At 38.1% G+C, this 25,561-nt stretch carries 30 protein-coding genes; 22 read left to right on the top strand and 8 right to left on the bottom strand.

Annotated features, from left to right (window positions below):
• The 3 genes from GQR45_RS16755 to GQR45_RS16745 form a co-directional block, all read left to right on the top strand.
• Positions 1-468 (top strand): IS30 family transposase (locus GQR45_RS16755; RefSeq protein ID WP_165726157.1); only part of this gene is annotated, 468 nt, incomplete at its 5' end.
• A gap of 108 nt (positions 469-576) precedes the next feature.
• Positions 577-1,647, top strand: a complete 1,071-nt coding sequence (locus GQR45_RS16750) for a glycosyltransferase family 1 protein (RefSeq protein ID WP_165726541.1) — start codon at positions 577-579, stop codon at positions 1,645-1,647.
• Positions 1,647-2,732: a glycosyltransferase gene (locus tag GQR45_RS16745; RefSeq protein ID WP_165726540.1), complete on the top strand. Its 1,086-nt coding sequence runs from the start codon at positions 1,647-1,649 to the stop codon at positions 2,730-2,732. The genes GQR45_RS16750 and GQR45_RS16745 overlap by 1 nt, the downstream gene beginning before the upstream one ends.
• A gap of 16 nt (positions 2,733-2,748) precedes the next feature.
• On the opposite strand, the gene GQR45_RS16740 is transcribed toward GQR45_RS16745, so the two are convergent.
• The gene (locus tag GQR45_RS16740; RefSeq protein WP_165726539.1) at positions 2,749-3,477 is read right to left on the bottom strand and encodes a 3-deoxy-D-manno-octulosonic acid kinase; all 729 of its coding nucleotides are present in this window, start codon (positions 3,475-3,477) and stop codon (positions 2,749-2,751) included.
• A 122-nt stretch (positions 3,478-3,599) separates the two neighbouring features.
• On the opposite strand from GQR45_RS16740, the gene GQR45_RS16735 reads away from it, so the two are divergent.
• The 6 genes from GQR45_RS16735 to glpG all read left to right on the top strand — a co-directional run bounded on the left by GQR45_RS16735 (position 3,600) and on the right by glpG (position 8,861).
• Positions 3,600-4,658: a glycosyltransferase family 9 protein gene (locus tag GQR45_RS16735; protein WP_165726538.1), complete on the top strand. Its 1,059-nt coding sequence runs from the start codon at positions 3,600-3,602 to the stop codon at positions 4,656-4,658.
• Positions 4,658-5,221 carry a D-glycero-beta-D-manno-heptose 1,7-bisphosphate 7-phosphatase gene (gmhB, locus tag GQR45_RS16730; protein ID WP_165726537.1) on the top strand — a complete coding sequence of 188 codons (564 nt, stop codon included), beginning with the start codon at positions 4,658-4,660 and terminating at the stop codon, positions 5,219-5,221. Before GQR45_RS16735 ends, gmhB begins: the two co-directional genes overlap by 1 nt.
• A 169-nt stretch (positions 5,222-5,390) precedes the next feature.
• Positions 5,391-6,584, top strand: a complete 1,194-nt coding sequence (locus GQR45_RS16725; RefSeq protein ID WP_024611251.1) for a glycine C-acetyltransferase — start codon at positions 5,391-5,393, stop codon at positions 6,582-6,584.
• A 50-nt stretch (positions 6,585-6,634) separates the two neighbouring features.
• Positions 6,635-7,660 carry an L-threonine 3-dehydrogenase gene (gene tdh, locus GQR45_RS16720; protein ID WP_165726536.1) on the top strand — a complete coding sequence of 342 codons (1,026 nt, stop codon included), beginning with the start codon at positions 6,635-6,637 and terminating at the stop codon, positions 7,658-7,660.
• 68 nt (positions 7,661-7,728) lie between these two features.
• The gene (gene glpE, locus GQR45_RS16715) at positions 7,729-8,046 is read left to right on the top strand and encodes a thiosulfate sulfurtransferase GlpE (protein ID WP_007584717.1); all 318 of its coding nucleotides are present in this window, start codon (positions 7,729-7,731) and stop codon (positions 8,044-8,046) included.
• Positions 8,043-8,861 carry a rhomboid family intramembrane serine protease GlpG gene (glpG, locus tag GQR45_RS16710; RefSeq protein ID WP_165726535.1) on the top strand — a complete coding sequence of 273 codons (819 nt, stop codon included), beginning with the start codon at positions 8,043-8,045 and terminating at the stop codon, positions 8,859-8,861. Before glpE ends, glpG begins: the two co-directional genes overlap by 4 nt.
• A 3-nt stretch (positions 8,862-8,864) precedes the next feature.
• On the opposite strand, the gene GQR45_RS16705 is transcribed toward glpG, so the two are convergent.
• Positions 8,865-9,263 (bottom strand): flagellar basal body-associated protein FliL, encoded by a 399-nt coding sequence (locus GQR45_RS16705; protein ID WP_165726534.1) that lies wholly within the window; start codon positions 9,261-9,263, stop codon positions 8,865-8,867.
• Positions 9,264-9,417: 154 nt separating this feature from the next.
• Between GQR45_RS16705 and GQR45_RS16700 the strand changes: the two genes are divergently transcribed.
• On the top strand, positions 9,418-9,957 hold the full coding sequence (locus GQR45_RS16700) for a chorismate lyase (RefSeq protein ID WP_165726533.1): 540 nt from the start codon (positions 9,418-9,420) through the stop codon (positions 9,955-9,957).
• Positions 9,954-10,832: a 4-hydroxybenzoate octaprenyltransferase gene (gene ubiA, locus GQR45_RS16695; protein ID WP_165726532.1), complete on the top strand. Its 879-nt coding sequence runs from the start codon at positions 9,954-9,956 to the stop codon at positions 10,830-10,832. The genes GQR45_RS16700 and ubiA overlap by 4 nt, the downstream gene beginning before the upstream one ends.
• Positions 10,833-10,869: 37 nt before the next feature.
• Here the strand turns inward: ubiA and GQR45_RS16690 are convergent, their stop codons facing one another.
• The 3 genes from GQR45_RS16690 to GQR45_RS16680 form a co-directional block, all read right to left on the bottom strand.
• On the bottom strand, positions 10,870-11,490 hold the full coding sequence (locus GQR45_RS16690; protein ID WP_165726531.1) for a 2OG-Fe(II) oxygenase: 621 nt from the start codon (positions 11,488-11,490) through the stop codon (positions 10,870-10,872).
• A gap of 92 nt (positions 11,491-11,582) precedes the next feature.
• Complete coding sequence (locus GQR45_RS16685) at positions 11,583-12,467, bottom strand: LysR substrate-binding domain-containing protein (protein WP_007584725.1); 885 nt, start codon at positions 12,465-12,467, stop codon at positions 11,583-11,585.
• Positions 12,468-12,844: 377 nt separating this feature from the next.
• Positions 12,845-13,267, bottom strand: coding sequence for a DUF2721 domain-containing protein (locus tag GQR45_RS16680; protein WP_007584730.1), 423 nt, complete (start codon positions 13,265-13,267; stop codon positions 12,845-12,847).
• A gap of 75 nt (positions 13,268-13,342) precedes the next feature.
• On the opposite strand from GQR45_RS16680, the gene GQR45_RS16675 reads away from it, so the two are divergent.
• The 3 genes from GQR45_RS16675 to tsaD are packed head-to-tail and all read left to right on the top strand — an operon-like array spanning position 13,343 to position 15,331.
• The gene (locus tag GQR45_RS16675; RefSeq protein WP_010554404.1) at positions 13,343-13,696 is read left to right on the top strand and encodes a DUF2007 domain-containing protein; all 354 of its coding nucleotides are present in this window, start codon (positions 13,343-13,345) and stop codon (positions 13,694-13,696) included.
• On the top strand, positions 13,689-14,279 hold the full coding sequence (locus GQR45_RS16670) for a YjaG family protein (protein WP_007584732.1): 591 nt from the start codon (positions 13,689-13,691) through the stop codon (positions 14,277-14,279). The genes GQR45_RS16675 and GQR45_RS16670 overlap by 8 nt, the downstream gene beginning before the upstream one ends.
• Positions 14,280-14,317: 38 nt before the next feature.
• Positions 14,318-15,331: a tRNA (adenosine(37)-N6)-threonylcarbamoyltransferase complex transferase subunit TsaD gene (gene tsaD / locus GQR45_RS16665; protein WP_010554406.1), complete on the top strand. Its 1,014-nt coding sequence runs from the start codon at positions 14,318-14,320 to the stop codon at positions 15,329-15,331.
• A gap of 174 nt (positions 15,332-15,505) precedes the next feature.
• Here tsaD and plsY read toward each other — a convergent pair whose 3' ends face one another.
• Complete coding sequence (gene plsY / locus GQR45_RS16660) at positions 15,506-16,117, bottom strand: glycerol-3-phosphate 1-O-acyltransferase PlsY (RefSeq protein ID WP_024594078.1); 612 nt, start codon at positions 16,115-16,117, stop codon at positions 15,506-15,508.
• A 230-nt stretch (positions 16,118-16,347) separates the two neighbouring features.
• Here plsY and folB point away from each other — a divergent pair, with 230 nt between their 5' ends.
• From folB to GQR45_RS16645, 3 genes are read left to right on the top strand one after another with little or no spacing between them, the layout of a single operon-like run.
• On the top strand, positions 16,348-16,707 hold the full coding sequence (folB, locus tag GQR45_RS16655; protein ID WP_007584738.1) for a dihydroneopterin aldolase: 360 nt from the start codon (positions 16,348-16,350) through the stop codon (positions 16,705-16,707).
• Positions 16,708-17,196 (top strand): 2-amino-4-hydroxy-6-hydroxymethyldihydropteridine diphosphokinase, encoded by a 489-nt coding sequence (gene folK / locus GQR45_RS16650; RefSeq protein WP_024591465.1) that lies wholly within the window; start codon positions 16,708-16,710, stop codon positions 17,194-17,196.
• Entirely contained in the window at positions 17,193-17,993 is an 801-nt protein-coding gene (locus GQR45_RS16645; RefSeq protein ID WP_007584742.1) for an undecaprenyl-diphosphate phosphatase, read from the top strand. Before folK ends, GQR45_RS16645 begins: the two co-directional genes overlap by 4 nt.
• A 65-nt stretch (positions 17,994-18,058) precedes the next feature.
• Here GQR45_RS16645 and GQR45_RS16640 read toward each other — a convergent pair whose 3' ends face one another.
• Complete coding sequence (locus GQR45_RS16640) at positions 18,059-18,847, bottom strand: hypothetical protein (RefSeq protein WP_007584744.1); 789 nt, start codon at positions 18,845-18,847, stop codon at positions 18,059-18,061.
• 251 nt (positions 18,848-19,098) lie between these two features.
• Between GQR45_RS16640 and mpl the strand changes: the two genes are divergently transcribed.
• Genes mpl through GQR45_RS16615 form a run of 5 tightly spaced genes read left to right on the top strand, consistent with a single transcriptional unit; the run spans position 19,099 to position 23,444 of the window.
• The gene (gene mpl / locus GQR45_RS16635) at positions 19,099-20,454 is read left to right on the top strand and encodes a UDP-N-acetylmuramate:L-alanyl-gamma-D-glutamyl-meso-diaminopimelate ligase (RefSeq protein WP_165726530.1); all 1,356 of its coding nucleotides are present in this window, start codon (positions 19,099-19,101) and stop codon (positions 20,452-20,454) included.
• Position 20,455: 1 nt separating this feature from the next.
• Positions 20,456-21,076: a flavin prenyltransferase UbiX gene (locus GQR45_RS16630; protein ID WP_007584746.1), complete on the top strand. Its 621-nt coding sequence runs from the start codon at positions 20,456-20,458 to the stop codon at positions 21,074-21,076.
• Positions 21,076-22,005, top strand: coding sequence for an ABC transporter ATP-binding protein (locus tag GQR45_RS16625; RefSeq protein WP_007584747.1), 930 nt, complete (start codon positions 21,076-21,078; stop codon positions 22,003-22,005). Before GQR45_RS16630 ends, GQR45_RS16625 begins: the two co-directional genes overlap by 1 nt.
• Positions 22,006-22,773, top strand: a complete 768-nt coding sequence (locus GQR45_RS16620) for an ABC transporter permease (protein ID WP_007584748.1) — start codon at positions 22,006-22,008, stop codon at positions 22,771-22,773.
• Positions 22,773-23,444: an SAM-dependent methyltransferase gene (locus tag GQR45_RS16615; protein ID WP_101164179.1), complete on the top strand. Its 672-nt coding sequence runs from the start codon at positions 22,773-22,775 to the stop codon at positions 23,442-23,444. The genes GQR45_RS16620 and GQR45_RS16615 overlap by 1 nt, the downstream gene beginning before the upstream one ends.
• Before the next feature lie 6 nt (positions 23,445-23,450).
• Here GQR45_RS16615 and GQR45_RS16610 read toward each other — a convergent pair whose 3' ends face one another.
• Positions 23,451-25,334: a GGDEF domain-containing protein gene (locus tag GQR45_RS16610; protein ID WP_165726529.1), complete on the bottom strand. Its 1,884-nt coding sequence runs from the start codon at positions 25,332-25,334 to the stop codon at positions 23,451-23,453.
• Positions 25,335-25,561 lie beyond the last annotated feature (227 nt).

The raw sequence follows: 25,561 nt of genomic DNA, 5'->3' as shown, positions 1-25,561 counted from the left end.
CGTATCGGAGATTGGGAAATAGATACCGTCATAGGTAAAGGTCATCGAGGCGCCCTTGTTACCATTGTAGAGCGGGTCACCCAATTCACTGTATCAACTCAGGTGGCAGGAAAAACAGCGGAAGCCGTCACTGCGGCGACGATAGAACTATTAAGGCCATATAGGTCAGCGCTTCATAGCATCACAGCTGACAATGGAAAAGAGTTCGCTTATCACGAGCAAATCACAGAGGCTTTAAGTGTACCTGTTTATTTTGCTCACCCTTATCACTCATGGGAGCGCGGATTGAATGAAAACACGAATGGATTACTACGCCAGTATTGGCCGAAGAGCACAGATTTTAAGGCGGTAACACCAGCGCAAGTTATACCCGTACTTGAGCAACTTAATAATCGTCCGAGGAAGACACTTGGATTTGAAACGCCTGCAAAATTGATGCAGGATCACTTGGCGGCTAAAGCCGCCTAAACGTTATGCACTTCAGATTTGAATCCGCGATATATTAAAATGCAACCTGTCTATCGTAATAAGTATCTGATTGATATACTGGAGCTCAAATAGGACATTGAGAATGCAATGAGCAACAAACGACTTTTATTTATTCCAGTATCATCACCAGAAGGCATTGGTGAATATATGCGCTCGTTGTTGTTGGCTCAAAGTTTAAAGGCAGAACTTGCAGATTCTCTCGATATTCACTTTATATTAAATAAGCATACAAGCTACGCAAAAGATTGTCCTTTTGAAGCCACACTACTCGAACACTCAGCGACTAAAGAGCTTGATTCTGTTTGCGACTTTATAGAGCAATTTAAACCTGATGTCGTTGTTTTTGATTGTGCAGGACGTGCAGGGCATATGAAGGCGGCTAAAAAGGTAGGCGCTAAAGTTATATTCATTTCTCAGCATGCAAAAAAACGAGCTAAAGGCTTAAAACTTAACAGAATTAATTTAATTGATACACATTGGGTTGTACAGCCTGATTATTGTATTGAGCCACTTACATGGGCTGAAAGTACGAAGTTAGACATGTTTCCCTTGGCATGTCCTCGTAATGTAGGTCCTTTTGTTACATTTGCCTCTTGCGCGCAAAAACGTGATGTTTTAAATCGCTATAACTTAGTATCGGAAGGCTATTTTATTGTAAATGCTGGCTCAGGCGGACATGTATTAAATAACCTTAATTGCGCTGATGTTTACTTTAAAGCCGCGCTTAAAATTACTAAGCACACTGGTTTAAAAGCAGTTGTTGTGTTTGGTCCCAATTATAAGAAAGCCATTCCTGAAAGTGATGAGGTTACTTGTTTAGCAAGTCTGCAAAGTATTGATTTTTTGGCATTAATGAGCCAAGCTAAAATCGCATTACTTAGCGGTGGAGATACTTTACTGCAAGCAATTGCAGTTCAAACCCCGGTTGTGGCATGTGCTATCTCAAAAGATCAAAATACACGTTTGGATCATTGTGTTAATGCAGGTGTTGTCATAAAAGCAAATCTTGATATTGATGAAATCACTACGAAAATAGCTCAGGTTATTAGCGAGCCTTTCTATAATGAATTCGTTGCTAAATATAGCCAACTTGATAATACACATAGCTTCGATGTGATCACTAATGGCATAAAAAATATGCTTATAGGGGATCGCTAATGAATATAGTGATTGTAATTGATTCACTAGTAGGTGGTGGTGCTGAAAAAGTAATGCTTACCCTTGCTGAGGAAATGGCCAAGTTACAGCACAGAATCACTATTTTGTCTCTTGCTAACTCTATTGAATATAATATCCCTGAAGTACTTACCGTGGAGAGTTTATTCGCACATAGGGCATCAAAAGTAGATCGATTTTGGCAGCGTAAAAATAGCATTTTAACACTACAAACTTGGTTTGAAAAAAAACAAAGCGAGCTGGGCAATATTGATTTAGTGCTTTCTAATCTTGATAGAAGTAATAACTTGCTCGCGCGTAGTAATATCAAAAATGTTCATTTTGTTATTCACAACTCCGTTAATGCAGAACTTGCACGTCAAAAAAAGTTAGGTCCATTTTCATATTTATATCTTAAAAAAAGTAAGCAAAATTTAAATGGTAAATCACTTATTTGCGTATCAAAGGGTGTTGAAAAAGAAATAATACAAGGGGATTTAATTAACCCAAGTGCAATTGCGACTATTTACAACCCGTTCGATTTTGAAAAAATAAGACAGCAAGCAAATGAGCAAAATAACAATATCCCAAATGAGCCCTACTTAATTCATGTAGGAAGACTCGCCAAACAAAAACGCCACGATATATTATTTGCAGCATTTGCAAAGCTTGATAAAAAATACAAGTTAGTACTTTTATGTAATAAACCGGCTAAAGCGCTAAAGCTTGCACAGGAATACGGCATAGAAAAACAGTTAGTAGTGCCAGGATTTCAACAAAACCCGTACAACTGGATTAAGCATGCCAAAGCTTTAGTGTTGAGTTCTGATTTTGAAGGACTTCCAACGGTATTAATTGAGGCTTTAGCGGTGGGTACTCCGGTAGTTAGCACTAATTGTACATTTGGACCAAGCGAGATATTAACAGGTGAGCTGAGTAAATATTTAGTACCCGTTCAACAAAGTGAGGCATTAGCCAATGTTGTTAGGCAGGTACTAGCAGATAAGCCAAATGTAGAAAACGCAGATATTCTAAAACAAGTACAGGCAGAGCAGGTTGCTCTGCAGTATTTAGCATTGGCTAACTAAGTTAATTTATATTAGGTTAACTTATATTAGCGAGCGCTTTGAGGTAGTTGCTATGCAGAGTTTGCCAGTCGCTCGCTTGCCAATTGAATGGCTCGTTTCGAGCTTGTTCTTTTAAAAACGAGCGCTCAAGACGTGCCGTATTACTTTGTTGCCATTGTGGGTCAGGCGCTCTTATTTCACCTCTATCAAAGTCGATAATATACACATCACCAGTATCATCAAACAAAATATTATTAATGTTTAAATCGGCGTGATACACACCTTTTGAATGAAATAGCGCGATTGTTTTAGCTATTCCCTCTAACTCATCTTCAGTCAATGAGCGTTCAATTAATATGTCGAGTACACTTTTAGCGCCTTTAACAGCCTCGGTAATAATATCACCGCGGTAAATTAATCCGCTGCGGGTTACTTTAGCTGCAATAGGGGTTGGTACGTTTAAACCAAGCTCTATAAGTTTACTCATTAAGCTAAACTCTTTATACACACGGGTTTGTTCAAGCCCAGGGTATAAATACTGATCGCTTAGCAATTTACCCACTAAGCCACCGCGCCAATAATGCCTAAGTACGGCTGTTAATTCGTATTGCTTAAAAAACCACGCAGTTGCTCGACCTTTTTTAGCGCCCACAATTTTATTTTGTTGTTGCCAATAATTTGCATCAAACCAATCGAGGGTAATTTGGCTCGTGTATTTAGGGTGGCTTAATAGAGTGTGGTTGCCTTGCACGTGTTGTTTAAACATAGCTCTGCGTAATTGCTAAATAATGTGCCTATATTAGCGCGTTTTAAAGCTGAGGATAAGTGCTTGCAATAGCGTGATTATAATTTAAGATCGGCTTTTGTATTTAATACCTAAGGGAATGTGTGACTCAAGCTCCTAATTATTCATCTATTTGTATATTAAGACTCTCAGCCATTGGTGACGTATGTCATGGTGTGAGTGCTGTACAAGCTATTCAAAAAGCACACCCTAATGCGAAAATTACGTGGGTTATTGGCAAAATAGAAGCCATGCTACTTGCCGACTTACCGGGCGTTGAGCTGGTGGTATTTGATAAAAAGCAAGGCAAAGCAGCGCTTAAAAGCTTAAAGCAACGTTTTAAAGGTCAACAGTTTGATGTACTACTTAACATGCAAGTTGCATTAAGGGCTGGGTTTGTAGCGCGTTGTATTCCGGCAAAAGTAAAAATAGGCTTCGATTGGGCGCGTTCAAAAGAATTACATAGCTTATTTATTAATAAACGAATAGCCCCAGAAGCTCAGGCGCATGTGCTTGAAGGCTTTAAAGGTTTTGCAAAAGCCATTGGTGTAGCTGATTATAAACCGAGTTGGAACATGCCATATACAGAGCAAGACCAAGCGGTTGCCGATGAACTACTAACACCAGTATACCTAACTAATAAACTATTAGTAATATCGCCAGCAGCAAGTAAAGCACAGCGTAATTGGTTAGCTGATCGTTATGCCACATTGGCTGATTATGCAAGCGAGCAAGGCTTTAAAGTGGTATTGACGGGTGGTCCAACAGAGCTTGAAATTAACCTAGCAAATAGCATTGTAGAGTATAGCAAAACACCTATTTTAAATTTAGTGGGCAAAACGAAACTCAAAGAATTGTTGTGCGTGTTAAAGCGTGGCAGCTTAGTGCTCGCGCCCGATACAGGCCCTGCACATATGGCGGTAACTGTTGGTACGCCGGTTATTGGTTTATACGCACATTCAAACCCAGCACGAACAGGCCCTTACTTATATCAAGATTACGTGGTTGAGGTTTATCACCAAAATTTGCTTAAGCAAACCGGTAAAACAGCTAAGCAAGTACCGTGGGGTACGCGCGTAAAAGGCGATGACTTAATGAGCCAAATTACAGTTAATGATGTAAAAGCGATGTTTGACCATGTTGTACAAAAAGAGTCTTTGTAATGAATGTACAACAAAAAAATAAAGCGCTTTTTTTAGATCGAGATGGCGTGGTAAACGTTGACCATGGTTATGTGTATCAAAGCGATAAATTTGAATTTATTGAAGGTGTTTTTAGCACTTGTAAAGCATTTTATGATGCGGGCTATAAAGTTATAATCGTCACTAATCAATCTGGAATTGGTCGAGGTTATTACACCGAAGCTGATTTTTTAGCACTAACGCAATGGATGAAAGCCCAATTTAGTGCGCACAGTATTGAAGTTACCGATGTGTACTTTTGCCCTCATCACCCTAAAAAAGCGCACCCTGAATATTTGAAAGAGTGCAGTTGCAGAAAGCCTGCGCCAGGTATGTTATTGCAAGGCATACAAGAGCATAACATCGACCCTGCTTGCAGTATTATGGTGGGCGATAAACTCAGTGATATGCAGGCTGCGAAAAAAGCAGGGATCACTACCCGCGTTTTAGTGCGTTCAGGTCAAAGCTTTGATGAAAGTGCCAAGCAAGAGGCTGATTTAATTATCGATTCTATAAACAGTTTACCTGCACTTTTAAAGACATAAATAAACTAAACAGATTAGCCTGTAAACTGGCAGGAATTCCTTCCAGTTTAGGGCGTTTGCGACGAACTGCAAACCGTGCATTTTCCCCATTAAACTTTTACAATACCCCTCATAATAAACAGTCGCTTAAATGTGGTTGTTTACCCGTTCAAATAAATGGAGAACACAGATGAGAGCATCTGCTTTTTTTAGCCAGCTACAACAGCAAATTGAAGACGTAAAAACCGAAGGTTTGTATAAAAGCGAACGTATTATTAAATCTCAGCAGCAAGCTCAAATCGAAGTTGCGTCAGGTAAAGTAATCAACTTTTGTGCTAATAACTACTTAGGTTTAGCTAATAGCCCAGAGCTAATTGAAGCTGCGCAAAACGGTTTAAATAATCATGGTTTTGGTGTTGCGTCTGTTCGTTTTATTTGTGGCACGCAAGATATTCATAAAACACTAGAGAAAAAAATCAGTGAGTTTTTGGAAACAGAAGACACCATTTTATATTCTTCATGTTTTGATGCAAACACCGGTTTGTTTGAAACTATTTTAGGCGCAGAAGACGCTATTATTTCTGATTCATTAAACCATGCATCAATTATTGATGGTGTACGTTTATGTAAAGCTAAGCGTTTTCGTTATGCAAATAACGACATGGCTGATCTTGAAAAGCAGCTTATTGCAGCAGATGAAGCCGGCGTTAAAACTAAGCTAATAGCGACTGATGGCGTGTTTTCTATGGACGGCGTTATTTGTAATTTAGAAGCCGTGTGTGACCTAGCCGATAAATACGATGCACTTGTAATGGTTGATGACTCTCACGCAGTTGGCTTTGTTGGCGAAAACGGTAAAGGTACACCTGAGTACTGTAATGTATTAGACCGTGTAGATATTATCACCGGCACATTAGGCAAAGCGCTAGGTGGCGCTTCAGGTGGTTATACATCAGGTAAAAAAGAAATTGTTGAATGGTTGCGCCAACGTTCGCGCCCTTATTTATTCTCAAACTCATTAGCGCCTTCAATTGTTACTGCATCAATTAAAGTACTTGAAATGCTAGAAAGTGGCGGCGAGCTTCGCGCTAAACTTTGGTCAAATGCTAAATATTTCCGTGAGCAAATGGAAGCTGCTGGTTTTACGTGTGCAGGTAAAGATCATGCAATTATTCCAGTAATGCTGGGAGATGCAAAAGTAGCCTCGTTAATGGCTGATAAGTTACTTGTTGAAGGTATTTACGTAACCGGTTTTTCATTCCCAGTAGTACCAAAAGGGCAAGCACGTATTCGTACACAAATTTCAGCGGCGCATAGCATTGAGCAACTCGATATTGCTATTGATGCATTTACCCGTATTGGTAAAGAAATGGGCGTTATTTAATTTTATTTTAAACCGAAGCCTTGCTTCGGTTTTTTAGTTGAGTGTGAATTATGAAAGCATTATCTAAATTAAAAGCAGAACCGGGCATTTGGATGACAGATGCGCCAAAGCCAGAAGTAGGTCATAACGACTTACTGATTAAAATTCGTAAAACAGCTATTTGTGGTACCGACGTACATATTTACAAATGGGATGAATGGGCAAGCAAAACTATTCCTACTCCAATGGTTGTTGGTCACGAATATGTTGGTGAAGTCGTTGATATGGGCCAGGAAGTTCGTGGCTTTAAAGTAGGTGACCGCGTATCGGGTGAAGGTCATATTACGTGTGGGCACTGTCGTAACTGTCGTGCTGGGCGTGTACATTTATGCCGTAATACAACAGGCGTAGGTGTAAATCGTGAAGGTGCATTTGCAGAGTATTTAGTTATTCCTGCGTTTAATGCATTTAAAATTCCAGATAATATTTCTGACGAACTGGCTTCTATTTTTGACCCGTTTGGCAACGCTGTTCATACCGCATTATCGTTCGACTTAGTTGGCGAAGATGTACTTATTACTGGTGCAGGCCCAATTGGTATTATGGCAGCAGCGGTTGCAAAACACGTTGGTGCTCGCCACGTCGTTATTACCGACGTGAATGAATACCGCCTAGATTTAGCCCGCAAAATGGGTGCATCTCGCGCGGTAAACGTGGCAAGCGAAAAGCTTGAAAATGTAATAAAAGACTTAGGTATGACAGAGGGCTTTGATATTGGTCTTGAAATGTCAGGTGTGCCAAGCGCTTTTAATTCAATGCTTAATAACATGAACCACGGCGGTAAAATTGCCATGCTAGGTATTCCACCATCTGATATGGCAGTTGATTGGAACCAAGTTATTTTTAAAGGTTTAGTGATTAAAGGTATTTACGGTCGCGAAATGTTCGAAACGTGGTACAAAATGGCAAGCTTGATTCAATCTGGTCTTGATTTGAACCCAATCATTACACATCAGTATTCTGTGGATGACTTCCAAGCTGGCTTTGATATGATGATTTCAGGTCAGTCAGGTAAAGTAATTTTAAACTGGGATTAGTTCCTAACTAAATTACAAGAAGGGCGGCTTTAGCCGCCTTTTTTATACTATTAATTAAAGAGACTTCAATGGCATTTAAACACATTTCTATAGCGCAAACGTTAGAACTTCTAGATAAAGAAGACGTTGTAATTGCAGATATTCGCGATCCAAATTCGTATCAAGCTGGTCGTATTCCAGGCTCAGAAGCGCTTTCTAACGGTAATATTGCACAATTTATGATGGAAAAAGAATTCGATCAGCCAATTATTATTGTGTGTTACCACGGTATGAGCTCTCAGGGCGCAGCTAGTTATTTAGTTGAGCAAGGTTTTGAAGACGTATACAGCATGGATGGCGGTTTTACTGCTTGGGAAGCGTCTTATAGCGAGAAAGTAGAACGATGATAGAGCTTGGCAGTTTAAATAACCCACGCGCCGCACAAGGCTTTATAGATTATTTAAAAAGCCAAGGCCTAGATGCAAAGATACACTCAGCAGATGGCAGTAATGTCATTATTAGCGTGACTGTGGAGGACTTTCATCAAGTTCAGCCTTTATGGGTTGAGTTTACACAAAACCCTAATCATGAAAAATACCAGCAAGCATCTTGGGATGTAGGCAGCACACAATCGCCGCTTAAATATCAAGGGCAATCACTTAATCTTATGGCGCGGTTTAAAGCCCTTAGCTGGCTTAACCAAACTGTTAGCATATTAAGTATTGTTATTTATGTCGCTTTTTTATTAGGGGGATTTGATGAAATTTATACAGCCCTGCAATTTAATCCATCACAACCACTTAGTTGGTTGACTCCCGCGCTCCTTCACTTTAGCGCGATGCATATTGTGTTCAATTTAATTTGGTGGATGTCGCTTGGTGACAATATCGAAAAGCAATGCGGAAAACTAAGCTTAATAGGTTTGTTTTTAGTGACTGCGCTTATTAGTAATTGGGCGCAGTACTTAATGGCTGGGCCAAATTTCGGCGGATTAAGTGGTGTTGTATATGGGTTACTTGGTTTTTGTTGGATCCACAGCTTTTTAAACCCTAAAAAACCAGCGCTGGTTAGTACGGCTATTGTTGGCTTCATGTTGATTTGGCTGGTGTTAGGTTTTGCTGATGTATTGTTTGTTGGTATAGCTAATTGGGCGCACTTAGGTGGATTAGTTAGCGGTATGGCTTTTGCCTACACCGCCAAAGTAATTAACGCAAAACGTTAAATACTAATGATATAAATACTTAGTGAACAAGACTTCACGGATGATCTCTTGTCCTGTTTCTTCTTTTAAAAGGCTTTTTAGTTTTTCGGCGCACTTTACGCGTATTTCTTCACGGCCAGTAAGGGATTTTATTTTTTCTTCAGGCTCTTTAGATAAAATCTCTACTAGGGCATCACGTAGTAATGGCGTGTGGTGCTCTACTACTGCAATATCTGAAGTGTCATTAAGCATTAAATCAATAGTTACACGCACATAGCCCATTTTTTTACTTGATGCGCCAATGTAGTTGGTGATTATATCGGGCTCAAAACCAAAATAACCAACTGTAGATTCAGCACGAGCTGTAAAGCTTATGACACTTACAAAGAACGTAAAAAGACCTGCGTATACTATTTTTTTCATATTTAAAGCGTTTCTTAAAACTTGTTACAAATAGTTTATACTTAATAGTGGGTAATAAACAGCGCCAAGCTATTATTTATGGTTATAAAACATCACTTTTTCAAAAGCTTTGGCAATGGTATCATCTCGTTGTTTTTTATTTTGTTGAGCTATTGTGATTACTTATCCTCTGTCTATATCTGCTAATTGGCAGTCCACTTCATATGTAAGTGACTTATCTCCTCTAGAGCAAGAATGGCTTTTTGAACCTAATTCTTTAACTGCTAAATTAAAAAGTAAATCACAAATTTTTAGTGTAAGAGTATTAAGCGAGCAGTTATTTACTTTAAGTCTAGAGCAAAAGTTATTACTAAACAGCACAGCTAAAACAGCTATTAATAGAGAAGTACTCTTATTGTGCGATAACAAACCTGTGGTATACGCACAGAGCTGGCTTCCTAAAAATGATTCGAGCAATCCTTTGCACAATATGGGTGAACGACCTCTTGGTGATGTGATTTTTCAAGACCCAGCACTAAAACGAACGGATATAGAAATTGCTTATTTTGATGCCAAGCACCCCGTTCAGCAATTAGTTGCAAAATTAAACCTACCCGAAAAAAACTTACTAGGGCGTCGAAGTGTATTTGCACTCAAAGAATATAAATTTTTAGTGTGTGAAGTGTTTTTACCAGGAGCATATTTATACTCATGAAATTAGCCGCTTTAAAGCCAAAACATATTTCTTACTATATACAGCTAATGCGTATAGATAAGCCCATTGGTACCTTGTTGTTACTTTGGCCAACATACTGGGCTTTATGGCTTGCTAATAGTGGGATGCCGAGCTTACTCAACTTTATTATATTTACGCTGGGCGTTGTTGTTATGCGAAGTGCAGGGTGTGTAATTAATGACTTTGCAGATAGGAAAATAGACGGCTCTGTAAAACGCACAGCTCAGCGGCCGCTAGCTTCAGGGCGGGTTAGTAGTGGTGAAGCACTTAGCCTATTTTTACTGCTCATAGTTATTGCGTTTATTTTAGTATTAATGCTTAGCGTTAATACTCTTTTGCTTTCTTTTGGTGCTTTGGCTTTAGCCTTTTGCTACCCTTTTATGAAACGCTATACACAATTACCACAAGTTGTTTTAGGGGCTGCATTTGGTTGGGCTATTCCAATGGCGTATATGGCTTCAATAAATGCATTACCGCAGCAGGCATGGTTATTATTTATAGCCAATATTTGCTGGACAGTCGCTTATGACACTATGTATGCGATGGTTGATAGAGATGACGATTTAAAAATAGGGGTAAAATCAACCGCTATTTTATTTGGTAAATTCGACCGCCACATAATCTTTTTACTTAATGCTGTATTTATAGCGCTGGTTGCGTTTATTGGTATAAGTAATCATTTAAGTGTCGCGTTTGGCGTTGGTTTGAGTGTAGCTGCTGGTTTATTGGCATATCAACAAACGCTTATTCATAAGCGTGAAAGAGATGCCTGCTTTAAAGCGTTTTTAAATAATCATTATGTGGGCTTGGCTATCTTTATAGGGTTATTACTTTCATACCCAATAGCATTTTAAAGCCTTAATAAAGGCTGTTAAAATTCTCTATTTAGAGCTATCGGGGTGGATCAATAATGCCGCTAATAGAGGCGTTTTTTCTAAACCATCCAGCAATAGAATAGCGTTCGTCAACTGCAGGAAGCACTTCATGAGCAAAACGTTCGCTTTCAAACATAACCAATGTGCCAGCAGTTGGTTTAATGGTTATTTCTACTTCTTTACTTTTAGGTTTATATATAACAAGTTCCCCACCTTGCTCTGGCGTATTTAAATAAAGCACCGTTGTAAATACACGATTAGATCGACCTTTAAATGCATCTAAGTGTTTTTTGTAAAAATCACCCAGTGTATATTTTGCATAATGGCATTCGTAATCAAATAGCCCCATAAAAAAGCTACGATTTAACGTGGTTTTTATACTTTGCATTATTGCTTGATACGTAAGCTGTGCTTGAGAGCTGCCGTCAAACCAATAGGTTTTGTCAGTGCGAATAGTTTTATCTATTTGTAAGTTATTTAATCGACCAATACCGGCAAGGCTAAAGTGGGGGTTTATACGGTGACAATCTGCAACTAAATCGTTAACTAAATCGGCAATAAGCGCGTTATGAATTACGGTGTATCCTTGGCGTTCTATATCATCTAAATAGACATCAGGACCAAAAAGTGTGTTCATTCACATCAGCTGTTTAAAAAAGGTGCGACAGTGTAGCCGAAAAGCGATTTAAAGCTACTGTTTATTGTGCCGCACTTTTTCAAAAAGAAGGGTTAGTTAAATGCAGCTCCCGCCTTTTTTATAAGCGACAACAAGTGTTCTACATGTTCGGTAATAGACGTTTGTTGGCTTGTTTGTACAACGAGTTGTTCGTGATTTAAATCTTTATTTGTTTTTAGTTGTACGAGTTCAGAGTTCTCTGCGATTGTGTTTGCATGCTCAATGCTTGCTATAGCAAAGTGATCTGATTTAACTACACCAGCCATTACTTGCTCAATGCTACCCACTTTAATACTTGATGATTTATTTAAAGAATCAATTGCTTCATTAAGCATAGTTTGCACTTGTTTAGATTGAGAGAAGCAGCCAAACATAGGGTAGCTATCAAGATTTTGCTTACTTATATCGTTTTTATGTGCAAGAGGGTGATTTTTTGAAACAAATAATACAAGCTGATCAGGTAAGTGAATGTCACTGCCAATACTATTAATAGCTTGAGAGTATACACTTATGTCTATTTCACCTTGTTGGAGTCTGCGTGTTAGCTCTTGTTGATCTTGTAACTGCATTTCAATTTTTATATGAGGATATTGAGCTAAAAACTGTCCACAAGAAATAGGTACTATGCTGCTTGCCTTATTGGTATAGCCAATAACAAGTTTTTCATTAGCATTACCGTTTACTGATTGAAAAATCCGTTTTTTCGTTAGCTCAAGTTCAGATAGAGTCGTTTTAGCATATTCAAGGAAAAGTTCGCCTTCAGGCGTTAATTTAACAGAACGAGTTGAGCGTTTTACTAACTCATATCCCATTTCATTTTCAAGTGTTTGAATGCTGCGCGTTAGCGCTGAAGTACTAATTTGGGTTTGTTCAGCTGCTTGTCTAAAGTGACGTAATACACCAAGTGCTACAAATTGCTCTAATTGTTCAAATCTCACTTTATAGTCCCTTTTTATAAGTAAGTCGCAGATACCACGGATATCAAATATATTAATTTTTATTCTAAAGTTTAGTAAAATTCTATATTGAAATACGGTTGCAAGTTCATACGTGTTTCCAGCAGGATACCCCCCTTTTAGTATTAATTAAAGAGGAAAGCGACCAAATAGTATTACTTTTTTAATTGATAACTAGTTGTTTATTGTGTTTTGTCTATATTTTTGCAATTAACTATCTAGGCAAAGTTATTTTAACTCAGTGGGTTAGTTAGGAGATTGGAATTTAATTGTTCTAATTAATAAAAAAGTACGCCCCAAAATAGGGCGCACATATAACATGATTATGACAAATAATAGGGTGTTTTATCTATAAGAGTTTATTTTACAAAATTTCTATTTATTCGGCTGCTTAATGGTTTATTTTCAATGCTTTGTAGTTCTATTTCAATCGCATCACAGGAAATATGTATTTCGAATAAAGACGTTAATAACGATAAACTTAAGCAAGCTAAGCTAATGCCAAATAAAATAATTCCTGTGGTATTAAATTCAATAAATAAAGCAAACATCGAAAATGTACACAGTAAAAAAGAGGCTACGCCGTATACCTGCATTGTTCTTATTAAGTTTATTCGTTTACGTAAGTTAGTGATTTGAGCGACTACAACAGGTCGGATAGATTCACCTTCACGCGCATTTAACTCTCTAATTAATTGCGCTAAAACTAAAAATCGGTTTGTATAGGCTAATAATAGCAGCGATATGGCCGGAAAAAGTAAGCCCGGGGTTGTAAGTGTCATGTTTATTCCTTAAAAGTGCAGCATGCTAATAATTTAGCGCAGGATATTGATAACACAAAATAAATGAGGTGAATATTGCAAAATATTAATAATAAAAATTCAACTGATAGCTCTTTTCAATGGGTTACAATTTATAAAGCCGAAAATACCCTTGAGGCTAATATTATTAAAGGTTTAATACAAACCAGTGGCATCGAATGCAAAATAAAAGGTGAGATGCTCCAAGGCGCATTGGGAGAAATTCCATTTGATCAAGCACAAGTTAGTGTGCAGGTTTATGCGATAAAAGAGCGCCATGCGCGCCAAATATTGGTAAACTATCAACAAGTAAAACAATCCGCTCCAGATTGGGTATGCCCTAACTGTAATGAGCATAATGGATCAACATTTGATTTTTGTTGGTCGTGTGAGACGTTAAAGAATGACTAAAGCAAATAATTTTCAGCGTATTAGAGAGCTTAACTATTTACAAAAAGCTGTTTTAGCAAGTGCTTTAATAGAGCGAATGCTGCCAAATTACGGTTTATTTAGCGAAGCAACGGGGTTTGGTGATGAAACCTTACTTCGTAATTCGCTTAATGTTTGTTGGGAAAAAATATTACTGCCTAAAAGTAAAATAGATCTCGAAAAACAAGTTGAAAAAATAGAACCAAATGTTCCTGAACTTGCTGATTTTGATATGTTTGGTACTTACCCTGCTATTGATGCTGCAACGTCTTTACTTAGCTTAATGCATGGTTTAATGGCGCAAGATGAGCAAGAGTTCATTAGTGTCAGTAAAATATCTCAAGCAACAGTGGCCCGCTTTATTGAATATCAAATGACGGTTGAAGGTGAGGTTGCAGATAACACGGCCGTTAGAGAGCATCCATTAATGCAATACGAAATTGAAGTATTAGGTGAGCTAATTGATTTTGTAGAAAATATGGGGCGTATTACCTCTGATAGCGTGAAGGCACTTAAAAAGTTTGCCCTAGAAGATGGCCAAACAAATATTGGCCTTACGTTATAAAAACAGCGAAGTGAAATTTTAAAGGCAGGAGAAGTACAGTGCGAATTTTAGGCATTGAATCGTCATGTGATGAAACAGGTATTGCAATATACGATGACGAAAAAGGCTTGTTAGCTCATCAATTATACAGCCAGGTAAAAGTACACGCTGATTATGGCGGTGTAGTACCGGAACTTGCATCGCGCGATCATGTTCGTAAAACGCTACCACTTATAGACGCAGCTTTTGCACAAGCGGGTTGCGGCCCAGAAGACTTAGATGGCATTGCTTATACTGCAGGCCCAGGTTTAGTTGGAGCATTATTGGTAGGTACTTCTATTGGTCGTTCATTAGCATACGGTTGGGATATTCCAGCTGTTGCTGTTCATCATATGGAAGGGCATTTACTTGCTCCGATGCTTGAAGAAAATATTCCTGAGTTTCCGTTTATTGCATTGCTTGTATCGGGCGGCCATACCATGATGGTTAAAGTAGCGGGTATTGGACAATACGAAGTACTAGGTGAGTCAGTTGATGATGCCGCAGGCGAAGCCTTTGATAAAACGGCTAAGTTACTTGGTCTTGACTACCCTGGAGGTCCGCGCTTAGCTAAAATGGCCGAACAAGGCGTTGCGAAGCGCTTTATTTTTCCTCGCCCGATGACCGACAAACCAGGTCTTGATTTTAGTTTTAGTGGTTTAAAAACTGCAGCATCAATCACTATTCGTGAAAATGACGATGACGATCAAACTAAAGCTGATATAGCGCATGCATTTCAAACAGCGGTTATTGATACGTTGGTTATTAAGTGCAAGCGAGCGCTTAAACAAACAGGTATTAAGCGTTTAGTAATCGCCGGTGGCGTAAGTGCAAATACACAGCTTCGACTGCAGCTTGAACGCGTAATGAAAGGTATGAAAGGCGAAGTTTTTTATCCGCGTACTGAATTTTGTACCGACAACGGTGCAATGATTGCTTATGCAGGAATGCAACGATTAAAAGCAGGTCAGTTTGCAAGTCTTGATATGAAAACAAAACCTCGCTGGCCAATAGATAGCCTTGAGCCTATTTAATTATACCAATTGCATTAAATTAGTGATCTATTATAGCGATAAGAAAATAGCTCAATAACAAGGCTGAAATTATGATACATAGTTGTTCTATATAAATAATTTTTAACGTAGTTAGTGAGTTATTTAATACGCTAGAATGATTATGTTTTTAATAAAATTGGTATTACTCTTACATTAACTGTTTTTGTTTTCATCAGTGGGTGCTTTTTTAGCACCCACTTTTGGTTCTTCCCCACTAAATAATCGGATAATATTAGTACGGTGACGAAATATAATTAACAGCGTGATAAAAGTAACGGGAAGAGTATAAAGTGGTTTTATTAGCCATGTATATAAGGGCGCTAAAGATACAGCTACAAGCGCTGCCAGTGATGAATAGCGTGTTATTGCTACTATAACTAACCAAGTGCACACAAGTAACCCAGCCAATGATAAGCCAATAGGTAATAATGAGCCAAATGCCGTTGCTACTGCTTTACCACCTTTGAAGCTAAAAAATAGTGGGTACATATGGCCTAAGCAAGCTGCTACTGCGACTAAACCAAGCTCTAAAGGTTCAACTTCTAAAAAATAAGCCCCCCATACCGGAATAGTGCCTTTTAAAATATCAAACACTAAAACCAAGCAAGCCGGAAATGCTCCGCCTAATCTATAAACATTTGTAGCTCCTGGGTTGTTAGAACCACTATTACGAGGGTCAGGGAGTTTGAACAACCGCGACACTAGAATAGCCGACGAAATCGACCCAAGTAAATAAGCTAAAACAAACATTAAAGTGGCTAACACACGCTTCCTTATTTTTTAATTACTATACCAATTGATAGTACTTTTAAGCTATTATTGGCAGCAAAATTTATCGTGAAAATTATTAACAGGCTATTTAATAGCTAGTTTGGTTATTTTGCTATTGTAGAAGTTATTTTCACATATTTAAACACTGGCTAAACCATATACAGTATTAATTTTATTGATGCTTTGTATAGTTGCTTAGTCGTTTGTTGTTATTTGGAGTATCAATGGATAAGGTTTTTATATCTCAATTGCACGTCGACACTATTATTGGAGTGTACGACTTTGAAAAAGAAAGTAAACAGAGCCTTTATTTTGATATTGAAATGCTTAGTGATATTAAGCCTGCAGCCGAAAATGACGATATTAATTTAGCACTGGATTACTCAAAAGTAAGCGAACGCGTTATTAAGCACTGCACTGCAAAACCTGTTGAGTTGCTAGAGACTTTGGTTGAGCAGTTGGCTGAGATTATTTTAAGCGAGTTTAATACGCCACAAGTTACTATAAGAGTAAGTAAACCTGCAGCAGTAGCACAAGCACAAACTGTAGGTGTTGAAATTACACGTGTTAAGGCAACTGACTAAATGGCTCAAATCTATATCAGCCTAGGGTCAAATATAAATAAAGCGCATTATATACAATGTGCATTAATTGCACTTAAGCAGCACTTTGAGCACATTGTGCACTCGTCTGTTTTTGAAAGTGAAGCAGTTGGGTTTGCTGGCAATAATTTTTATAATTCAGTAGTTGGCGCTACAACTGATATGTCGCTTGCTGATGTATGCGCTTTATTAAAAGAAATAGAGCGTGATAATGGGCGTACAGCGAACGATAAAAAATTTAGTCCACGAACGCTCGATTTAGATTTACTGTTTTATGATGATGTAACTTGCGATTCCCCAGCGCAATTACCACGTGATGAAATAACTAAAAATGCATTTGTATTACAACCTCTGAGTGAGGTTGCCCCAGATTTTTATCATCCTGTAGCTAAGCAAACGATTGCGCAGTTATGGAATGAATATAATAACCCTCAACAAAAGCTATGGAAGGTGGAGTTTTCTAACCTATGAGTATTATCGAAATAATTATTTTAGCCCTCATACAGGGATTTACTGAGTTTTTACCAATATCGAGTTCTGCGCATTTAATTCTCCCATCGCAAATTTTAGGCTGGGAAGATCAAGGGCTTGCGTTTGACGTAGCAGTACATGTTGGTACTTTAATAGCCGTTGTTATTTATTTTCGTAAAGAAGTAGTAGATATACTAAGCGCGTGGTTTAAATCTTTTGGTAAGCAAGGCACTACCGATGACAGTAAATTAGGCTGGTGGATTATACTAGGTACAGTGCCTGCCGCTATTTTAGGTTTACTTTTAAAAGACTTTATTGAGTTATATTTGCGAAGCGCTTGGGTAATTGCTACTACCACCATTGTATTTGGTTTGTTGCTTTGGTACGCGGATGCAAAAGGGAAACAAATTAAAACTATTTATCAGCTCAATTGGAAAACGGCACTTATCATTGGTTTCGCACAAGCTGTTGCAATGATCCCGGGTACTTCTCGATCAGGTATCACGATGACCGCTGGTTTAATGTTGGGTATGAATAAGCAAAGCGCAGCGCGTTTTTCGTTTTTACTAGCGATTCCGATTATTTCTATGATGGGGCTTTATTATATTGCAGAGCTTGCACTGGGTGACCATGTAGTTGATTGGAATACATTATTGCTTGGTGTGGTGCTATCGTTCTTATCGGCTTATGCATGTATATTTATGTTTTTAAAAGTAATAGAGCGAATGGGTATGTTGCCATTTGTAATATATCGTTTATTACTCGGTGTCGGTTTGATTGTATTTTTAACGCTATAAACAAACTTAATTAGTAAAACCAAAAAAAAGCACCTTTAGGTGCTTTTTTTAGTTTTAAACTCAGCTTATAAATTTAATAAATAAGCTTCAATAAAACGGCGTTGGTTAGCGGCTTTTGGCGCTGTTTTAAATATAAGTGTATTACCATTTTTACGTAGTTTTAGCTCATTAGTAAATTTACATTCGATAGCATTGAACTGAGCTATGTCGTTTTTAAAACTTTGGTCTTTTTCGCACATGTATGCCATTTCGTTTGCAACTTGTGCACAAAATGAACCCACTGGATATTCTTTTAGGTTTTCATCATCAATGCTTTCCCAATCAACATTGGTATTTATTTTTAATCCGCATTGCTTATCTATTTCGCTATTAGCGGCAGCTATATTTTTTTGTTGATACCCTAAATGCTTTTCACGATTAAACTTCGCTAGTTTAGCTTGAGTACCTTTATTTAACTGTTGATCGTATTGCGCTTTTAAATCTTCAACAATGGCAGGGTTTGACTCTTCTTTTTTTGATAAGTAAATTCCATCACGAGTGTCTGGAATATAAAGATTGTAAGAGCAACAGCGGTAGCCTTCCTCAACACTTACTAAACTTCTTTGTGTACCATCGTAAGTATATTTGTAAGCTTTATTACTACCATGAGGTTTTAAATCGGTTAAAAATACAATGCCATCAATATCATGGTTTATGCCTGTTACTTTTACTAAAGCTTGTTTTTTATCTGTTGTTGGGGCAATAACAACATTAACGCCTTCGCCCGAACTTAGTTCTATTGGGTACTTAGCAAATTCCAAAGCAAAGCTTTTTTGACTAAGTAAAATACAGGCTATAAAGAATAGTTTTTTCATATTAAGTCCTTTTTAAGTTTTAAAGTTATACAGCAAGCTGGTTTATAACATTGATAATAATTGATTAAAAGCAATACAGGGTAGGTGAACGTGCCTATTTTTTGATTTTTAGCGTTTAAAAAACTAATTAACGTGTTTTTGGCACGAGTGAATTGTGCAGACGTACATAGTAACTAAGCACGAATTTTGGCATTATAGCGCCATTAAACTTTGCATAGCTGTAAAGTGAGCATACGATTTAAGGAAAGTATATGCATATACATATTTTGGGCATTTGTGGCACGTTTATGGGTGGCATTGCAGCCATTGCTAAATCATTAGGTCATAAAGTAACGGGTTCTGATCAAAACGTTTACCCACCAATGAGTACGCAACTTGAAGAGCTTGGCATTGAACTGACTCAAGGCTACGACGTATCTCAATTAGAGCCAAAACCAGATATGGTAGTTATCGGTAATGCAATGAGCCGTGGTAACCCGTGTGTTGAATATGTGCTTGATAAAGGTCTGCCTTACACCTCAGGCCCTGAATGGCTTAAACATAATTTATTACAAAAATCGTGGGTACTTGCTGTAGCGGGTACGCATGGAAAAACAACCACAGCAAGTATGCTTGCGTGGGTTTTAGAATATGCAGGTTTAAAACCAGGGTTTTTAATTGGCGGCATAGTCCAAAATTTTGGTGTATCGGCAAAAGTGGGTGAAACGCCATTTTTTGTTATTGAAGCCGATGAATACGACACTGCTTTTTTTGATAAGCGCAGTAAGTTTGTCCATTACCTTCCACGTACACTTATCTTAAATAATCTTGAATTCGATCACGCTGATATTTTCGACGATTTAAACGCAATAAAAAAACAATTTCATCACTTAATGCGTACATTACCTCAAAGCGGCAAGGTAATTTGGCCTAAGCAAGACGTAGCGCTTAATGACGTAATAGCACAAGGGCTTTGGAGCGAAAGCGAAACGCTAGGCGATGATTGGAGCTATGAATTAATAAAAGCCGATGGTAGTGAGTTTAATGTACTTTTAAATAACGAAAAGCAGGGCACTGTTTGCTGGCAAGCAATAGGCGAGCATAACGTTAAAAATGCAATTATGACTATCGCAGCAGCGCGCCATGTGGGTATAGCTGTTGATCATAGTATTGATGCCTTAGGAGAATTTATTAGCCCTAAAAGGCGTATGGAGCTAAAGGCTGATATAAATAATATTAAGGTGTATGACGATTTTGCGCATCACCCAACAGCAATTAAAACTACGCTTGCAGGACTGCGCGCAAAAGTAGGCGATGAAAAAATTATCGCTATTTTAGAGCCGCGCTCAAACACTATGAAAATGGGCGTGCACCAATATACATTATTAGATTCACTGCGTGATGCTGACGACGTACTACTTTTTGAACCAGAGAATCTAAATTGGTCGCTAAAAGAGCAAGCAGATAAAGCAGGCATGCAGTGCTTTAGCAGCACGCAAACAATTATTGATACGGTGCTTGAAAATATTGAGCCTAATCAGCATATTTTAATTATGAGCAATGGCGGTTTTAATGGCCTTCATCAACACCTTGTTGATGGTTTAGCTGATAAATACAGCGGAGAATAGTGTGCAATTTAAAGATAGAATTACGCTCGCTTTTAGCGGTGCATCAGGTGCGCCTTATGGTTTAAGGTTACTTGAAGTATTGCTTGAGCAGCAATTTCAAGTTTACGTACTTATCTCAAGTGCAGCGCGAGTGGTGCTTGATACAGAATCAAATATTAAGCTCTCTGGTAATGAAGACAAAGCCACTGAGCAGTTAAGTACGCTGTTTAATGCTAAATCTGGGCAGTTAAAAGTATACGGTAAAGATAACTGGTTTAGCCCTGTGGCTTCGGGCTCTGCGGCGCCTAAAAAAATGGTGGTATGCCCGTGTAGTGCAGGATCGGTTTCTGCAATTGCAGTAGGGGCGTCAGATAACTTATTAGAGCGCGCCGCTGATGTGGTAATTAAAGAACGCGGACAGTTAATTTTAGTGCCGCGCGAAACACCGTTTAACGAAATTCATTTAGAAAACATGCTTAAGTTATCTCGTTTAGGTGTGACCATAATGCCAGCAGCGCCTGGCTTTTATCATAAGCCACAAAGTATTGAAGACTTAGTTGATTTTATGGTGGCGAGAATTTTAGATCATTTAAATATTGAACATAACCTAACAAAACGTTGGGGTTATGGTGAGGGTAAGTAATGAATAAGCAAAATATTGCTTTAAATATAGAAGGCCTTACCAAGGTTTATAAAAATGGTGTTGAGGCTATTAAAGGCGTTGATTTACAAGTTAAAGAGGGCGACTTTTTCGCTTTACTTGGTCCAAACGGAGCAGGAAAATCAACCACTATTGGTGTTATTTCGTCACTTGTTAATAAAACAAAAGGCAAGGTAGAAGTATTCGGTTGTAATATTGATACTGATTTAGAAGCTGCAAAAGCGCATTTAGGCTTAGTGCCGCAAGAGTTTAACTTTAGTCAGTTTGAAACACTTAGCCAAATACTTGTTAACCAAGCCGGTTATTATGGTGTGCCACGTGGCGAAGCCCATAAACGTGCTGATAAGTACTTAGCGCAGCTTGGCTTACTTGAGAAAAAAGACAAACAAGCACGTACGCTTTCAGGCGGTATGAAACGCCGATTAATGATTGCGCGTGCCCTTATGCACGAACCTAAGTTGCTTATACTTGATGAGCCAACAGCGGGGGTAGATATAGAACTTCGTCGTTCAATGTGGGATTTTTTACGCCAAATAAATGAGCAAGGCGTTACTATTATTTTAACTACGCACTACCTTGAAGAAGCAGAGTTACTGTGTAAAAACATCGCCATAATCGATAATGGCCGAATTGTTGAAAACACGACCATTAAAGCACTGCTTGCAAAGCTTGATAAAGAAACCTTTATTTTAGATTTAAAAATGCCAGCAAACCCTGTAACGCTTGAAGGTTATAAATTTACCATGACGGACGATCACACTGTTGAAGTAGAAGTCGCTAAATCTCAAGGATTAAATGCGGTTTTTAGTGCATTAACAACTCAAGGTAATACTGTATTGAGTATGCGAAATAAAGCAAACAGATTAGAAGAGTTATTTGTTGGATTACTAGAGCAAGGGCGGGGCGAATAAATGTTTAAATATGGCGTAGCCTTAAAGAGTTTATGGATTAAAGAGTGCATTCGTTTTTTACGTATTTGGGTGCAAACTTTAGTACCGCCAGCAATTACGATGAGCTTATATTTTGTTATTTTTGGTAACTTAATTGGTTCACGCATTGGCGACATGGGCGGCTTTAGTTATATGGAGTTTATTGTACCTGGCCTTATAATGATGTCGGTCATTACTAATTCCTATTCCAACGTAGCCTCTAGTTTTTACTCAACAAAGTTTCAAAAAAGCATTGAAGAGCTTTTAGTTGCACCTGTACCTAACTACATCATTGTTCTAGGTTATATGGGGGGCGGTATGACGCGCGGTATTATGGTGGGCTTTATAGTTACCTGTGTATCGTTATTATTTGTTGATATTCAAATTCATAATATTTTTGTAATTATGGCGACGGTTATTTTAACCTCAGCTGTGTTTGCTTTAGGTGGCTTAATTAATGCGATTTACGCAAACAGCTTTGACGATATAAGCATTATCCCCACCTTCATACTAACGCCATTAACTTACTTAGGCGGTGTATTTTATTCAATTACGTTGCTGCCTGAATTTTGGCAGAATGTATCACAAATCAACCCTATAATTTATATGGTTAACGCATTTCGTTATGGCTTTTTAGGTGTGTCGGATGTTGATTTGAGCGTGGCTCTTGGGGTTATTTTAGTATTTATAACAGCGTTATTTACATTAGCGCTTACATTGATCAAAAAAGGTGTGGGGCTAAGACACTAATGAGTGATGCAAATTCACGTAGTATTGTATCTAATCAAGCGGGTATTCACGAAAAGCTTGATGAAATAGTAAATAAGCACTTAGATGCTGAATTTAAAAAGCCAATTGCAGCGCATACCCAAGCCGCATTTGACGAGGTTAATGCTAAAGTACAAGCCTTTAGTGGCCCGCTTATTTTAGACTCGTGTTGTGGCGTAGGTGAAAGCTCAGCTAACTTAGCTAAGCGCCACCCTGATGCACTTATAATTGGTATTGATAAATCGTCGCACCGATTAGATAAGCACGATGTTGAATATAAGCAAACCGACAGTGGTCAGTACATTTTAGTACAAGCAGACTTAAACGACTTTTGGCGTTTAGCGGTTGCTGCTAATTGGCAACCTACACACCATTATTTGTTGTATCCAAACCCGTGGCCTAAATCTAAGCATATTCGTAGGCGCTGGCATGGCGCAGCTATTTTTCCATTTATCGTTAAGTTAGGTGGAAAATTAGAAGTGCGCAGCAATTGGGATATTTACGTTAAGGAGTTTGCTCGGGCGCTTGAATTAACAGGCAACCCTTGCGATGTAACGCTTTATGAGTCAGACGATGCCATTACGCCTTTTGAGCGTAAATACTGGGCCAGTGGCCAGCAAAGCCACCGACTCGTTATTAACTTACTTCGCTAAAGTAAGTTAAAGTGCTAATTCTTCTTCTGTAACCGTACTAACATGTGGCATTGGATGGGCAAAGTAGTTGCCTTGCATTAGTGTCACATTCGCCTTTTTAAGTGCGGTTACTATGGTTGCATTTTCTACCGACTCTGCAATTAATTGCAAACCAAGTTGATTAGCAAAACTGGCTATATGTTCAATAAATAAATAGATATCTTTGTCATTCACTATTTGCTTTATTAGTGCGCCATCTAGCTTAATACCATCTACTTCCAGCTTAAGTACGTTTGATATATTTGAATAACCACTACCAAAGTCATCAATAATAACCTTAACGCCTTTCGTTTTAACCATTCCAATAAATGCTTTCACCTCAGAAAAGTTGGCAATAGCTTGGGTTTCTAAAAGCTCTAGTGTGATATTACCAGGATGCGGGTAGCGCTTAAGTTCGTCCGCAATAAACTCACTTAAATTAGGGTCGAGCATATCTTGTGCTGTTATATTTAAACTCCAGCAAATATCGGTTTTTCTAAAGCGACTAACACATTGTGAAAATATAGTACGGGTAAGTATTCCGTCCATTCTTGAGCGAGTAACAACATTTAAAAATGCATCAGGTTTCAACACTTCCCCTTGCGCCGTTACCATTCGAGCTAAACATTCGTATTGAACGACCTTGTTGGTATTTGTATCAATAATGGGTTGAAAGTAAGGCACTATACGGTTGTTATCAAACGCTTCACGCACCTCTTTAGCCATTTCAACATTGTATTGATATTGCGTTTTTACATCGTGTAGCGCTTTTGAGTAGTTAACTACGCTATGCCTGCCTTGTTTAGCTTGCAGCGCCGCTATATGAGCGTTTTCAAGTAGTAGTGATTTATTGCCACTGGCAATACCTGCACATAGGGTTATGTAAATAAAAGGGTCAGTTAACACTGGGGTATTAAAGTTATATGTTTTTACGAGATCGGTAAATTCGTCATTACTCATTTCTTTAGGCGCGAGTAATACTATTTTGTTGGTTGCCAGTCTGTATATATGGCAATGCGCAGAGCTTCTGAGTTTAAAGTGAATAAGTAAGTTTTTCATTACTTTATCACCCACTTCAGTGCCGTAGAAACTGTTTATATCTTCTATTTCATTAACCCAAATAACGGCTAACTGCATGTGATGAGCATTACTTTTTTTAATAAAGTACTCAAGAGCAATATGATTTGAAAAACCAGTACTTGAGTCAGTTGCTAAAGAGCGCTTTAGTAAATAAATATATATGGCGGCAACAAGTATCGCGATAAAAAAGAAGAAGCTAGCCATTGCAGCAGCTTTCGATACACTTTCTTTAAGTTTCTCGTTTAAATTGTAAATAGTTATATCGGCACCCGTTAAATAGGTATTGCCGTTAATAGGGTCAACGTAAGGAATAAAAATAGTTTTAAAGTGGCCCCACTGATCGCTCGATATTTCAAATACAGGCTCGGTTGAGTAAAAAGCACTTATATTTGCATCGGTAGCTTCAGGGTAGAGATCTAAAAATTGAGTTACTTTGCCATTATTCTGATCGTCTTGCGTGTAGCTTGATGAGCTAAAAAGAACCTTTCCGTCTTTTAAAATCATTGAATACACATAAGCAATATCAAGTGCTTGAGCAAACTCAGAGAGCTGTTTACTCTTATTTTGATAGTAAGAAAAACTTATGTTGTCGCCTTGATTAACCGCACTTAAGTAATTTTCACCTAAAATATGTTTTACGCTGGTGGCTGCATTAAGTAAGCGATTATCAACCGACTGCATTATTTCAGCACGCGTGGTTTGGTAAGTGTAGTAAACATAGGTAAGTAAGCTTATTAAAAACAAGCTAAAGCCTGCCACTATCCAACTAACTTTGACTCTTCCTTCTGGCATATGTGTCCCTTTTTTGTTATCAAATTTATTATACCCAAAATAAGTAAATGCCCAATAAATAATTAGGTTTGGTAGAGTTTTAATTAAATTATCATTTTTTTGTCATCGCTTTGATTGCTTTTATAGGTTTAAACGAGACATTTTAGTTATATTGCAGTAAAGTTAGCGCAATTTTTAAAGAAACACGATTGCTCTAAATGTCCTAATAAGTAGGCGTTTTTGATGGG

The organism is Pseudoalteromonas sp. SA25, assembly GCF_011378705.1.
GTDB classification, from domain to species: domain Bacteria; phylum Pseudomonadota; class Gammaproteobacteria; order Enterobacterales; family Alteromonadaceae; genus Pseudoalteromonas; species Pseudoalteromonas arctica.
Note: the sequence above shows the minus strand (reverse complement) of the source record. Positions and strands in the feature narration are given on the sequence as shown.